The sequence below is a fragment of the Ewingella americana ATCC 33852 genome (assembly GCF_000735345.1).
Lineage (GTDB): Bacteria > Pseudomonadota > Gammaproteobacteria > Enterobacterales > Enterobacteriaceae > Ewingella > Ewingella americana.
The window spans coordinates 29,746-42,732 of sequence record NZ_JMPJ01000076.1; the positions used below are offsets into that span (position 1 = coordinate 29,746).

At 53.3% G+C, this 12,987-nt stretch carries 15 protein-coding genes; 7 read left to right on the plus strand and 8 right to left on the minus strand.

The features are described 5' to 3' along the window. The first annotated feature begins 78 nt into the window (after positions 1 to 78). Positions 79 to 681, plus strand: coding sequence for a tellurite resistance methyltransferase TehB (gene tehB / locus GEAM_RS21720; RefSeq protein WP_034796069.1), 603 nt, complete (start codon positions 79 to 81; stop codon positions 679 to 681). A gap of 3 nt (positions 682 to 684) precedes the next feature. Beyond that, complete coding sequence (locus GEAM_RS21725; RefSeq protein ID WP_034796071.1) at positions 685 to 1,512, plus strand: helix-turn-helix transcriptional regulator; 828 nt, start codon at positions 685 to 687, stop codon at positions 1,510 to 1,512. Between the two features lie 64 nt (positions 1,513 to 1,576). On the opposite strand, the gene GEAM_RS21730 is transcribed toward GEAM_RS21725, so the two are convergent. Further along, the gene (locus tag GEAM_RS21730) at positions 1,577 to 2,401 is read right to left on the minus strand and encodes a MetQ/NlpA family lipoprotein (protein WP_034796073.1); all 825 of its coding nucleotides are present in this window, start codon (positions 2,399 to 2,401) and stop codon (positions 1,577 to 1,579) included. A 202-nt stretch (positions 2,402 to 2,603) separates the two neighbouring features. Beyond that, positions 2,604 to 3,533: a LysR family transcriptional regulator gene (locus GEAM_RS21735; protein WP_034796272.1), complete on the minus strand. Its 930-nt coding sequence runs from the start codon at positions 3,531 to 3,533 to the stop codon at positions 2,604 to 2,606. Between the two features lie 143 nt (positions 3,534 to 3,676). Between GEAM_RS21735 and GEAM_RS21740 the strand changes: the two genes are divergently transcribed. Beyond that, the gene (locus tag GEAM_RS21740; protein ID WP_034796076.1) at positions 3,677 to 5,110 is read left to right on the plus strand and encodes an MFS transporter; all 1,434 of its coding nucleotides are present in this window, start codon (positions 3,677 to 3,679) and stop codon (positions 5,108 to 5,110) included. Positions 5,111 to 5,129: 19 nt separating this feature from the next. On the opposite strand, the gene GEAM_RS22430 is transcribed toward GEAM_RS21740, so the two are convergent. From GEAM_RS22430 to GEAM_RS21760, 5 genes are all read right to left on the minus strand, one after another. Then, a complete protein-coding gene (locus GEAM_RS22430) occupies positions 5,130 to 5,846 on the minus strand; it encodes an alanine--tRNA ligase-related protein (RefSeq protein WP_051899611.1) in 717 nt (238 codons plus the stop codon). Between the two features lie 165 nt (positions 5,847 to 6,011). Further along, the gene (locus tag GEAM_RS21750; RefSeq protein ID WP_034796078.1) at positions 6,012 to 6,902 is read right to left on the minus strand and encodes a LysR family transcriptional regulator; all 891 of its coding nucleotides are present in this window, start codon (positions 6,900 to 6,902) and stop codon (positions 6,012 to 6,014) included. 20 nt (positions 6,903 to 6,922) lie between these two features. Further along, positions 6,923 to 7,090: a hypothetical protein gene (locus tag GEAM_RS23215; RefSeq protein WP_156965806.1), complete on the minus strand. Its 168-nt coding sequence runs from the start codon at positions 7,088 to 7,090 to the stop codon at positions 6,923 to 6,925. Next, on the minus strand, positions 7,080 to 7,421 hold the full coding sequence (locus GEAM_RS21755; protein WP_051899612.1) for a hypothetical protein: 342 nt from the start codon (positions 7,419 to 7,421) through the stop codon (positions 7,080 to 7,082). Before GEAM_RS21755 ends, GEAM_RS23215 begins: the two co-directional genes overlap by 11 nt. A 216-nt stretch (positions 7,422 to 7,637) precedes the next feature. Further along, complete coding sequence (locus GEAM_RS21760; RefSeq protein WP_034796081.1) at positions 7,638 to 8,249, minus strand: glutathione S-transferase family protein; 612 nt, start codon at positions 8,247 to 8,249, stop codon at positions 7,638 to 7,640. 378 nt (positions 8,250 to 8,627) lie between these two features. Between GEAM_RS21760 and GEAM_RS21765 the strand changes: the two genes are divergently transcribed. The 3 genes from GEAM_RS21765 (at position 8,628) to GEAM_RS21775 (ending at position 11,117) form a co-directional block, all read left to right on the plus strand. Then, a complete protein-coding gene (locus tag GEAM_RS21765; protein ID WP_072009946.1) occupies positions 8,628 to 9,701 on the plus strand; it encodes an NADH:flavin oxidoreductase in 1,074 nt (357 codons plus the stop codon). 126 nt (positions 9,702 to 9,827) lie between these two features. Then, positions 9,828 to 10,409, plus strand: a complete 582-nt coding sequence (locus tag GEAM_RS21770; RefSeq protein WP_034796084.1) for a TetR/AcrR family transcriptional regulator — start codon at positions 9,828 to 9,830, stop codon at positions 10,407 to 10,409. 114 nt (positions 10,410 to 10,523) lie between these two features. Next, positions 10,524 to 11,117: a malonic semialdehyde reductase gene (locus tag GEAM_RS21775; RefSeq protein ID WP_034796087.1), complete on the plus strand. Its 594-nt coding sequence runs from the start codon at positions 10,524 to 10,526 to the stop codon at positions 11,115 to 11,117. A 120-nt stretch (positions 11,118 to 11,237) separates the two neighbouring features. Here the strand turns inward: GEAM_RS21775 and GEAM_RS21780 are convergent, their stop codons facing one another. Beyond that, positions 11,238 to 12,221, minus strand: a complete 984-nt coding sequence (locus GEAM_RS21780; RefSeq protein WP_034796090.1) for a quinone oxidoreductase family protein — start codon at positions 12,219 to 12,221, stop codon at positions 11,238 to 11,240. 120 nt (positions 12,222 to 12,341) lie between these two features. On the opposite strand from GEAM_RS21780, the gene GEAM_RS21785 reads away from it, so the two are divergent. Next, entirely contained in the window at positions 12,342 to 12,983 is a 642-nt protein-coding gene (locus tag GEAM_RS21785; protein ID WP_128124661.1) for a TetR family transcriptional regulator, read from the plus strand. Positions 12,984 to 12,987 lie beyond the last annotated feature (4 nt).

The following is a 12,987-nucleotide window of genomic DNA, read 5'->3' on the forward strand; positions in this document are numbered from 1 at the left end:
ACAAAAACTACGGGGAAATGCGCGGCTTTCGGAGGATAATGGCGGCATTCTGAGGATCCAGAGACAAAGGAAAGTATGATGTCCAACCAGCCAGCAGCAGAAGATTACTACTCCGAAAAATATGGCCTGACCCGCACCCACTCCGAAGTTATTTTTGCCGCCCAGCAGGTTCCGCCGGGCAAGGTGCTTGATTTAGGTTGCGGCAGTGGTCGCAACTCGCTGTATCTCAATCTCAAAGGCTCGACGGTCACCGCGTGGGATTTCAACTCGCTGAGCATTGCTAAACTCAATGACATTATCCAAGCAGAATCCCTGCAAGGGATTGAAACAGCAGAAGTTAACCTGAATGCGCATCGCTTTAGCGGCGAGTATGACTTTATCCTCTCCACCGTGGTGATGATGTTCTTAGAGCGCAGCAGCATCCCGAATATTATTGCCGATATGCACGCCAGCACCCGACCGGGGGGCTACAACCTGATTGTCGCCGCCATGGACAGCCCAGACTACCCTTGCCCGCTGCCTTTCCCCTTCAGCTTCCAGCCCAACGAACTGCGTGACTATTACCAAGGTTGGAACATAGTGAAATACAACGAAGACGTCGGCGAACTGCACAAACGCGACGCCAACGGTAATCGCTACAAAATGCGTTTCGCCACCCTGCTGGCACAAAAACCGGCCTGACCCATGGCGCAGTCGGTGAGCAAGCCTGAGCAAGTGCGTTACTATCGCCCGGATGATATTCCGGGCATGGTGCTGGGCGAGGCGCACTTCACCGATTTCAGCTTTGAGCCGCATTTCCATCTGGATTACCACATCGGCCTGATAAGCCATGGCGTGCAGCATCAGCGATTTTGTGGGCAAACCGGGCTGCTGGGCGCCGGTCGGGTTTCGATTATGCCGCCCGGCGAGATCCACACCGGCACGCCGGAAAACAACAATGCCTATACCCTGCGCACCTTCCGCGTTGCCCCTGCTTTGCTCAATAATCTGGCGGAAGAGTTTTCTGGCCGCCACCAGCCGTTGGCCGTCGGCGCGGGAATTATTGAAGCGCCAGATCTCAGCAAGCATCTGTCGGTGCTTCATCAACTGATGGCGCAAAAGAGTGATTCGGCAGGGCATTCGTTTGACGAGCAATATTTGGCCGCACTCGAGCCGCTGTTTATTCAGCTAAAAGTCACGAGGCCGGTGGAGACGCAACAGGGCTTGTCAAAACGCCAATGGGGAGAGATTGAAGCTTACTGCCACGCGCATTTGGCGGAGAAAATCTCACTGAGCGAACTGGCGGGGTTGTGCGGGTTGAATCGATTTCAGTTTCTGCGCTGTTTCAGTAAACAGACCGGCATGACGCCTTATGCCTGGCTGAAACGTCTGCGGTTGGAAGTGGCCTGTAGCCTGCTGGGGCAACCAGGGAGAAGCATTGCGGACATCGCGTCCGCAGTGGGTTTTTATGATCAAAGCCATTTCAACCGCGCGTTCCGCTGGGCTTTCGGCGTCGCGCCTTCTCACTACTAGTTATAAATCACTAATTAAATCAATAAGTATCATGGAATCCTGAAATCTCGGGATTCCACAATCATTACCAACCTTTGACCGCGTCACCGTGATAGATCTTGTCGGCAGCGGCGGCAACTTCATCAGTCTGATACGCCTTAACCAGATCCTTCACCTTCTCGCTGTCTTTGTTGTCCTCACGCGCCACAATAATGTTCACGTAAGGTGAGTTTTTATCTTCTACAAACAGGCCATTCTTGGCTGGCGTCAAGCCAACTTGGCTGGAGTAGTTGGTGTTGATGATAGCCAAGTCGATTTTGTCGTCGTCGATGGCGCGGGTTAGCTGCGGCGCTTCGATTTCAACAATTTTCAGGTGTTTCGGGTTCTCGACGATATCCAGAGAAGTCGGCAGTAAGCCCACGTTATCCTTCAGCTTGATCAAGCCCTGTTTTTGCAGCAGCAACAGCGAGCGACCCAGATTGGTTGGGTCATTCGGCACGGCAACCTGCGCGCCATCTTTCAGCTCGGAGACCGATTTGATTTTGCGCGAGTAGCCCGCGATTGGGTACACGAAGGTGTTACCGACCGCCGCCAGTTTATAGCCACGCTCTTTGATCTGTTTTTCCAGATAAGGGCCGTGCTGGAAGGAGTTGGCGTCGATGTCGCCGCTGCTCAGTGCTGAGTTTGGCAGCACATAATCGGTGAAAGTCACCACTTCAACGTCGAGATTGTATTTCTCTTTAGCGACTTTTTTGACCGTGTCCCACAGCGGCTGGTCGATACCGGCACTGATACCGACTTTGATGTGGTTGTCATCTTTCTTCGGGCCACAGCCGCTGAGGATCAGCGCGCTTGCCAAGGAAACTGTTAATAAAGAAGCTTTTACCGCGTGTTTGAGAGAGGTGCGCATAGACAATGTCTTTCCTTAAACTATAAAAAACAACCAAAGTGAAGGTGCCCGCCGGGCTAGTTTTGTGGCGTGAGTTTTTCAAACCCCGCCCGCGCTGGCAAATAAGAAAAAGACATAACCTATGCATTAAAAATGCGAGACTTTTTTCAGGCTTTCAGCCTGTAAATTCAAGGGTATAAATTAAATACAGTGGCGATGGACTTCAGCCGGGGACCAGCCGCCGACAAACGCTGAGCACCAGCTGGCGCAGCCAGCGATGGGCGGGATCCACTTCAGACCTTGGGTGCCACATTTGCGAGATGGTGATTTCTCGAGTTTGTACTGGCAGAGGGAATGAATAGAGGTTGGCGAGCTGGCCGTCGCTTTGATTAACTGGCTGATTAATCAGGAATGATGCCGGAACGTGAGCCACCAGGTCCGAGGCATAAGCAATCGCCAGCGCGGCGGAGAAGCCCGGCACCACGGCGGCAATTTTGCGCGTAAAGCCTAATTCGGTTAACGCCTGATCCACCGGGCCGGTCACGCCTTCGCGGCGCGACACCAGAATATGGCCGAAAGAGGCGTAGCGAGAGACACTCATCTCCCCCTCTTGGCACAGCGGATGGCCTTTGCGCACCACGCCGACGAATTTATCGCGAAATAGCGTTTGCAAACGGATCTCCGGCCCCATTTCCCCCAGCACGCCGATTTCCAAATCTACCCGCCCTTCGCGCAGCGGTTTCGCGCTTTTCTCCGGTTTAGGCAGAAAGCGCAGACAGACACCCGGCGCTTGTTCCGCGGCAGCGGCAATCAGCGCCGCGCCGAACGCGGTAATAAAACCGTCATTGGAGCGCAGATTAAAGGTTCGCTTTAGGGTGGCAACATTGAGGGCGGTGGCCGCTGGGCGCAGCACGGCGCGGGCTTCCAACGCGGCGTTTTGCGCACGTTCGCGCATTTCTTCCGCGTAGGGCGTGAGCACCATCTGACGCCCGGCGCGCACCAGCAGCGGGTCGCCGGTGACGGCGCGCAGGCGGCTGAGGGTGCGGCTCATGGCCGAGGCGCTGAGACTCAGGCGGCGTGCCGCAGCGGCGACGCTGACTTCATTGAGCAGCACGTCGAGGGCGATGAGTAAATTGAGGTCGGGTTCAGTCATAGCGCGCATTCTACTCCAGAGTCAGTCACAGTGAGAAGGCGTCTGGTGCAGGTTATAAGTGCAAATGCTGCGTCTTCCGCCTTATCTCAGCGACGAGTATATTCCTTTCATCAATAACGTAATGCGAGTGGTAAAGGCTATTTATGGAATTATTCTCCAACCGACCGGGTGACGACGGCTTGCCCGGCCGCGACCGTTTCTTTGCCATGCTGACCGTGATGACCATGGCGGCCATGGTGGTGTTCGACGGCTCAATGGTCAATATCGCCCTGCCGCAAATCGCACGGTCACTCGAGGTGACGGCCGCCGCCGCCGTTTGGGTGTCGAACGGCTACCTGCTGTCTGCGGCGATGTCGCTGGCTATCTTCGCCGCCCTCGGCAGCCATATTGGCTTTCGCGCGCTGTTCAGCGGCGGGCTGATCCTCTTCACTCTGGCATCAGTGGGCTGTGTGCTCTCTACCTCGTTGGACATGTTGATTGCCATGCGGCTGCTACAGGGGATTGGCGGAGCCGCCACCTTGAGTATCGGCCCGGCCATTCTGCGCACCGTGTTCCCCAATCGGCTACTGGGCAGAGTGTTAGGCGTGAATGCCCTGCTGATCGCCGCCAGCACCGCGGTCGCCCCGATGCTCGGCGGCGCGATACTGGCCGCACTGAGCTGGCAATGGCTGTTTGCGATTAATATTCCCTTGGGCATCGTGGCGCTGCTTCTGGCTTTGCGCGTGGTTCCCGGCAAAATCAGCACGGTGCGCCAACCTTTTGATGTCGCCGGAGGGGCGCTGTCTGCCATCACGCTCGGCGCGCTGATCATGGCCGCGAATAGCTTTTCCCATGCGGATAATGGCCATTTTTCATCGCAGACTCTGCTGGACGCTTTGGCCTACGCCGTGGCCGCCATGCTGGCCGGGATAGCCTTTGTCTGGCGTCAGCGCCGCGCGCCCAAGCCGCTGCTGCCCCTCGGCATGTTCGCCTCATCGCGCTTTTCACTGGCGGCGCTGACCTCGTTGGCCTCTTTTGTCAGCCAAGGCATCACCTTTGTCGCCCTGCCGTTTCTGTTCCAAAACGTTTATGGCTACAGCGCCTTTACCTCAGCCCTGCTTTTCACCCCGTGGCCGATTGGCATTATCCTCGCCGCGCCGAACGCCGGAAGACTGGCCGACCGCCATTCGCCCGCGGTGATTTCAACCATCGGGCTGGGGATATTCGCGCTGGGACTCATCTTGCTCTCTTTGCTGCCGGAACAGGCTGCAATGTGGGATATCTGTTTGCGCAGTCTGGTGTGCGGCATCGGGTTTGGCTGCTTCCAAAGCCCCAATAACCGCGAAATGCTGGCTAACGCCTCGCGTGAAAACAGCGGTTATGCCTCTGGCGTGCTGGCGATTATGCGCACCTTCGGGCAGTGTCTGGGGACCGCCTTGGTCGGGGTTATCTTGTCTATTTCCATCGGCGACGCGGCGCACGAGGCTCAGGCGATTCATTTAAGTCTGTGGGTGGCGGTGATAGCCACGGCTCTGGCCATTGTTGTCAGCCTGAGCCGCATCAGAAACACTCACCACCAGCCACAAAAGGAAGCGTAGAAGCCAAGCCTCAGGGCTGTCAGGCCAATTCGTAGCTGATTTTCACCCGCTCTTTGGCTTTGATTTTACGCAGTTCCAAGCCTTTCAACGCCGAGGTGGTGGTGGCATGGGTGCCACCACAGGCTACCGGCACATAGTCGCCAATGCGCACGATGCGCATCTCTTCGTTTTGCGGAATAGACCCCGCCAGCTCAGGCCGCAGGCGGGCGATTTCATCAAAGGAGAGGCTTTCGACGGTGACCGGCAAATTCTGCTCAATCGCCTCCGCCACCTTGCTGCGTACCTGCTCCAACAGCTGGTCGGCGGCTAGGCTGCTGTTTCCGGTGAATTCAACATAGGCTCCGGGCAAAAAGTGGTGGCCCTTGGCAGGCACTAAGGAAGGCATCAGGGTTTCCACCACGTGGGCAATCAAATGCCCCGCCGTATGGGCCAGCGACGCTCTGCGGCGAAACTCGGCGTCAATCTGCAAAGTCGCGGCTTGGCCGATTTCCAGCGTGACTTGGGGGTCAGCCAAATAATGGCGCACTTCCCCGCCATGATTGAGCGCCTGCCGCACCAAATGGCTTTGCCCGTGCTGGGACACGCTGCCGTGATCGGACATCTGCCCGCCGCCCTGTGGGTAAAACACCGTCTGCTCAACCACGAAATAGCGCCCTTTTTCATCTTCGCCGGTGTGTAAAATTGGGCTTTCACAGGTGATAAGTTCAGGTTGAGTCCGGCTTAAAATGCGCGTCATGCGATGTTCCTCTGGTTTTTATTGGTGATTTTTTTAACTGCAAACCTGAGTATGGCGCGGGTAAAAGGGGCTGGATTGTAAAAAATTGCACGTCGAGAGGATGGGGCTCAATGGGAGCCTTAGGCCGCTTTCTCACATGAATGTCAGTCTCTGGCTTTTGAGCCCTCAGTTAAAGAGCGGATTTTCTCGCAGCCGAGAAACGGCTAAGTCGACGAAAGATCTCACTTTCGCCGGAGCACGCCTGCCCTCGGGGTACATCACGTGAATTGGCAACGCAGGCTCTTCAAATTCACTGAGTACGATTTGCAATGAGCCATCGAGCAAGGCGGGGCCAATTTGATAGAGCAGCACGCGGGTCAAACCCCATCCGGCTTTTGCCGCCGCAATGGCTGATTCATTGGTATTACATTGCAGCGCGGCGTCAATTAACACCCTTTGCCCGTCGACAAACCGCCACTCGGGAGAGGCCCACGCGCTATGAGAGGCAATAATTCGGTGACTTTTTAGGTCTTCCGGCGTTGCCGGTGCGCCACGGGAATTGAGATATTCAGGCGAGCCGCAAATAACGCGGCGCACGGAACCGACTTTTATCGCGGTGAAACCCGAATCTGGCAGGTGGCCGATACGGATAGCGACATCCATTCCTTCATCAATAATGTTTACCCGACGATCGATAAAGAAAGTCCGCGCACGCATGCCGGGATAGGTATCAAGGTATTCCATCAAAATGGGCATGACGTAAAACTGCCCAAACATGGCCGAGGTGGTAATGGCTAAGGTTCCAGAAGGCGTGGCGTAATGCCCGGCGGCGGCAGACTCGGCTTCGGCAATACTGCTGAGGATCCGGCGACAATCGTCTAAGTAAATCGCCCCGGCTTCGGTGGTTTTCACTGATCTTGTGGTACGCACAAAGAGACGAGCCCCAATCAACTCCTCCAGTGCCGCCACGGTTCGGGTCACTGCTGGGGCGCTCATGTGCATCTGACGGGCGGTTTTGGCAAAACTTTCCGTTTCTGCAACTTTGACAAAAATGCGCATCGCCTGCCAACGATCCATTTCTCGGTCCCTCTCTGGTATTAAACAATCTTCATGACCGTTTCCGGGTCAATTTCGGGGTGCTGCCGCAGCATTTCACCATAATAATCTGGACGTTTGGACCAAATTTCTCTGAGATTGTTAACTAGCTTAGACAGGAATTCAGATGCCATACGCCCTGTCTGAACTCTCGGTGAATTATCGCTCATTTTGGCACACCTTAGCCGAGTGTATAACGGCCAACTCTGCCGCCATTCGCTCTATTTCTGCACAGGTCATGGTGTCGATACCGGCCCGCATCGCCTGACTGCGACTGTCGTTAAGGACGCCCTCTTCGCGCGCCAGCGCCAGAGCAATGGCTTTTGAGGTGCTGAAATCGAAACTGAAACCGCGTCGCGCCGCGTCAATCTCCGCCCTTGTTAAACCCAGCCTGCGGCCCTCTTCATCTTGCTGAGCAAAAAGCGCTGAGTCGCCGCTGTCGGCAGTCAGTGCAATCACGATGGCGAATCGTTTTCTTTCGTCCAGTCCCTGTACTGCCATGATTCTCAGTCTCCGTTAGTGGCGTGCGCAGGATCTGCAATCGCAAAGATTGAAGTAACAACCCGGACATCCTCACTGCCCGCCCGTTCCAACCTCTTCGGGCGGGCAGCAAAAACGCAGGTCATTCGCCTGAGCGATGGCATCAAACCCGGACTACCTACAAGAAATGGCGCTTAAGCCCCCAGCTCGGCGTCACATCTCAGGCAGCCTTCACGCCTAGGCGTTCAGCCCGGCTTGGGTCTTTACAAAAGGAACGAAGCCCGGTAGTGCTTCTACGCGGCTCAGCAGGCGCTTAACAGCCGTGTATTTAGCAAGGTCGACATTGCCTTCTGGTGCGCGAGCGATATAGCTGTAAGCCGCGATGTCAGCAATCGTTGGGTGATCGGCAGCAAGCCAGTCACGATTTGCCAGATGGCTTTCCATCTTGCCGAGTAAGTCATGAGCGCGGCCAATGACTTCGTCAGCATTAAAGCCAGCACCGAACACGGTGATTAAACGAGCCGCCGCCGGGCCGTAGGCAATCTCACCTGCGGCAACAGACAGCCAGCGCTGAACCTGCGCCGCGCCGATGGCGTCTTCCGGCAGCCAGCTGCTTGGGCCATATTTTTTGGCCAGATAGACCAAAATTGCATTGGCATCGGAGACCATCACCCCGTTGTCATCCAGAACCGGCACTTGGCCGAAACCGTTCATTGCCAAAAACTCAGGCTTCTTATGCGCGCCAGACATCAGATCGACTTCCACCAGCTCGGCATTCAAACCCAGCAGCGATGCGAAAAGAACCACTCGGTGAGAATGGCCTGACAGAGGATGTTGATAAATTTTCATGGTGCGGTTCCTTGGTGTTTTATCGGAGCGGGACGATTCCCGAACCGTGCAAACAGTCTAAAACCTCACTCTTTTTATAAGAATAACCAGTCTGGACACTTCTTTATTACGCTGAGTGGAATAATCCTGTTTACCAGCGTTTATTGACCGCTTTTATTCTCTAAGAGAATTGGCGTCGGGCAGGAATTAATTTCCTCAAGATTACTACCACTGATGGCAATACTCTATTCCATTTAATGAATATAGAAAAAGCGACTGAACTGCTTTAGCTTTAAATGAATTCAGATTTAATGGCCGCCAAAGTGAAATAAGGCTTGCCAATAATCACGAAATCAACCTGATCAAATTATTTTCATATTTAAACACTGGGTAAATTATATGGATAACACTATTTTCACTCCCCTCAATTTCTCAAGAGGTCCTGCTCTAAAAAACCGCATACTGCTTGCTCCACTGACGACAGAGCAGAGTAATGAGGACGGCACCGCGTCGCAGGATGATTTCGACTGGATTGAGACCTGTGCTCGCGCCGGATACAGCATGGTGATGACCTGCGCCGCCCATGTGATGGAAAATGGCAAAGCATTTAATAAACAGCTCGGTATTTACGAAGACAAACACGAGCCGGGATTACGCAAAATTGCTGATATTATTCGTGCTCACGGTGGGGTGTCGTCAGTACAATTACACCATGCAGGGATGCGCGCGCAATTTAATGGTGATAAACAGAATTTAGGCCCTTCTGACATTGAAGAATACAACACCCGAGCTATGACGCTGTCCGAAGTCGAAGAGCTGCGGGAGGCTTATATCAGCGCGGCGTTAAGAGCAGAAAGAACAGGTTTTGACGGTGTTGAGTTGCATGGCGCATTTGGATGGGTGCTCACTCAGTTCCTCTCGCCGACACTAAACCGCAGAACTGACCGATATGGCGGTTCCATCGACAATCGTGTGCGACTGATATTTGAAATCATTAATGGGATCAGAGAGCGTTGCCGCCCTGATTTCCAGATTGGGGTTCGCTTATCCTTTGAACGATATGGCCAAACCTTCGAGGATATTTATCATATTTGCCAGATGCTGGTCGATAAGCAGCAAATAGATTTCTTGGATCTTGTTCCATGGGATGTGCAGAAAACCGTCGAGTCAGGACCTTTCGAAGGGCAAAAGATGCTGGAGGTATTTAGCCGCCTTGGGGGCACATCGGTGAAAATTGGTACTTCAGGCAAAGTGATGAATGTACCAACCCTGATGAGCGTGTTCGAATATGGCCTCGATTTTATTATGATTGGCCGCTCGGCTATTTTAAATAAAGATTTTATTAACCAGATAAAAATCAATCCGGATTATATTTCCCCGCAAACACCCGTCACCAAACAACATCTTAAACAGCAAGGTTTGGGTGATGCCTTTATTAAATATCTGGATAACTGGAAGGGCTTTGTGGAGTGATTTTGCACCTTGCCATGCTGAGGCGAAAGGGAGCATAGCTGGGTCAGAGGCTGCCTGAAAATATTGTTGACTGATCAGTAAACTATTGTTTTAATCCGGTGCAGACAACAGCGACAGGACCAGACAATGAGCGGAAGACCCAAAGAGTACGATGACGCCCGCGTGATTGACGCGGCGATGGATGTCTTCTGGAGCTCTGGCTATGAAGCAAGCTCAACGCAGGAACTGTGCGAGAAAACCGGCCTGGGCCGTGGCAGCCTTTACCATGCTTTTGGCAGCAAACAAAACCTGTATGAGCAGGCTCTGCGTCGCTATCAAGAACTGGGGCTGAAAGCGCAACTTGAGATCCTGCAAGGCTCAGCCCCGGTAAAAGCACGACTTAGGGCTTTGCTGCAATGGGTGGTGAATGGCGGTCTTGACCCCGAGGGCAACCGCCCATGCATGGCTCTCTTTTCCACCATGGAAAGTGGGAACAAAAACCCGGCGATAGAAGGCATCAATCAGGCTTACCTATCCAAACTTGAGGCCGCGATATGCAGTGCTATTGCCATCGGGCAGCAGAGTGGCGAGCTAGCCAGTGACCGCCCGGCCACGGAAGTGGCTCGCGTGTTTCTGGCAAGCTATTGTGGATTGAATATCTTCCGGCACTCAGTGGAAGATAAAACTTTTCTCACTGACGTGCTTGAAGGAACAGTAGCCCGACTCTGATCCAATAGAATGGCCGCTTAATGGCGGCTTTTTTTGGATTAATTCTTTACCGACCAGTAAACAACCAATAGTAAGCGTATTTTCAAAAACCGATTGAAGACCAAGGAAAATAAGATGTTTAAAAACCCCCTTTCTCAAGAAGCCATAGCGCAAATATTTACCCAGGCCAGAACCTATCATTACTGGACTGACCGTATGGTGTCTGATGACACTCTTCATGAGATCTATGAAATCATGAAATGGGGCCCGACAGCTCTTAACTCCAACCCAGCACGGATCCTTTTTCTTAAGAATGAACAACACAAAGAGAAGCTGGCTTCTGCCATGTGGGGCTCAAACCCGGCTCAGGTAAAACGCGCGCCGGTGACGGCAATTCTGGCTTATGATGAAACTTGGACAGAATATCTACCAAGGCTTTTCCAAACCTACGATCCTCGCCCTCTTCTTGATGGAAATGAGAAATTAGTTCAAGAAACGGTGTTCAGAAACAGCACCTTACAGGGGGCGTATATGATTTTCGCCATTCGCGCTCTGGGCCTCGACGCCTGCGGCATGTCAGGTTTTGATAATCAGCAGGTGGATGAACTGTTCTTTAAAGGCACGACGTGGAAAACAAACTTTGTCTGTACCCTCGGTTATGGCGATGAAGAAAAGCTTTATCCAAGAGAGCCACGCCTTGAATTTGATGAGGTATGCAAAATCCTCTAGTCAAAGTATAGAATTATGCCGTACTAGGATTTGTATTAGGCTAGATACAAATCCTCTATTAATAGAGTCTGCATCTGAATTCTGCGTCACATCTGACTATGCAAATCGTTTTAACGTAGCTTAAGGCACCAGCACGATACGTCCATTCAGGGCGCGGCTTTCCATGAGCTCATGGGCTTGAACGGCTTTATCGAAAGTCAGGGTGTCAATGACGATTTCACCAAGCCCAGCCTCGACGGATATCAACGCGGCCCGCAGCGCGGGTTGGACAAGCTGAGGGTTCTTTCGCAAGTAAGCCCCCGCGTTGTAGCCCGTTACTGTCATGCTCCCCAGCCACAAATCATTGGTTTTAACCTGATGGCTCCAATCCCCACTAGCATTCCCAGCGACGATAAGCCGACTGCCGGGCTGCATCAGGGAAAAGCTATGGCTGCGCACTACTCCACCCACTGGGTCAATAACCACATCAAATCTTTCATTATTAAGGGCATCCGGCAGCTGGCCAGAATCCACAATGTGGTCGTAAGGCAAAAGCGTATTGGCTGCGGCTTCTAATTTACTCGCGCGGACTGTCCCCACCACCCGTGATGCGCCGAGCTGTTTTGCTATTCCGGGGAAAGCAGCTGAGAACCCACCGAGCGCGCCGTGGACCAGCACACTTTCGCCCAGTTGCAGACGAGCCACGCTGGTCAGCGCAACATAGGCCATAGCCGCATTGGGGATAACCGAAACGGCTAGCGCAGAATCAATGTCTGACGCTTCGATAGACAATACGAATGCCGCTTTGGCGACGAAAATTGACGCATAGCCTCCGGTACCAGACCCGTCCGACATAGAAACCACTCTCTCCCCGACGCGCAAGTCAGTGACCCCAGCCCCAACCTCGCGAACTCTGCCTACCACCTCTAGCCCCGGCACGAAAGGCGGGTGCGCCATACCGGGTAAATCTTTAAACGCCCCCTGTCGGAAATAGATGTCCACCAACCCGACGGCGGCATGAGAGACATCAATGGTTATCTCGCCGGGACCGGGTGTTGGGTCGGCTAGATCATTCAAAGCAAGAACGTCTGGGCCGCCAAACTGGGTGACTTGTATCGCTTTCATATAATTTCCTTCACAAGGGTGTGGTGCAATTAATTTCATATTAACGCATCACTAGGTGCGTTAACTCAAACTAGCACAGCTTTTGCTGTAACGCACCTTATGATGTGTTAAATTTGTGAGATGAAAGAGAGAGCCCGTTCCACAGAAGATAAACAGCAGCGCTCGGAAGCCCTGTTGGATGCAGCGGAGTCCCTGGCGATTGAGCTGGGCGGTATTCGTTTTCTTACCGTCGCTGCGGTAACCGATCGCGCAGGTTTACATCGCACGGGTGCGCGCCGCTACTATGCGAATAAAGAGGAATTACTGCTGGAACTGGCTGAGCGTGGATGGGAAAGATGGCGAGACGCGATAAAAAGTCGCCATTTCGCCCCCCATGAACTCACACCAACCCAAGTCGCAGATCTGGTAACCGACACCATCATTTCCCTTCCGGTTTTTTGCGACCTGCTGACTCACGTTACCCTGAGTCTGGAAGGAGGAGTTGATATCGAACGAGCACGTCAGTTCAAAACCAATGCGTTTTTGGCGCATGACGAGATTGTCAGTAGTCTTGCCTCCTCTAGCAGCATGACCACTGAACAACTGCAAAATTTGATTGCTGCCACTATTATGCTCGCCGCTGGCTTCTGGCAGGTATCACACCCTACGCCAACCCTCTCCCGTCTTTATGAGCAGGTTCCACAATGGGGGCACGTTGCGCTGGATTTTGGCCCGCGACTGCGACATTTATTGCGAGCCACCGCGACTGGACTTGCAAATTAAGTAA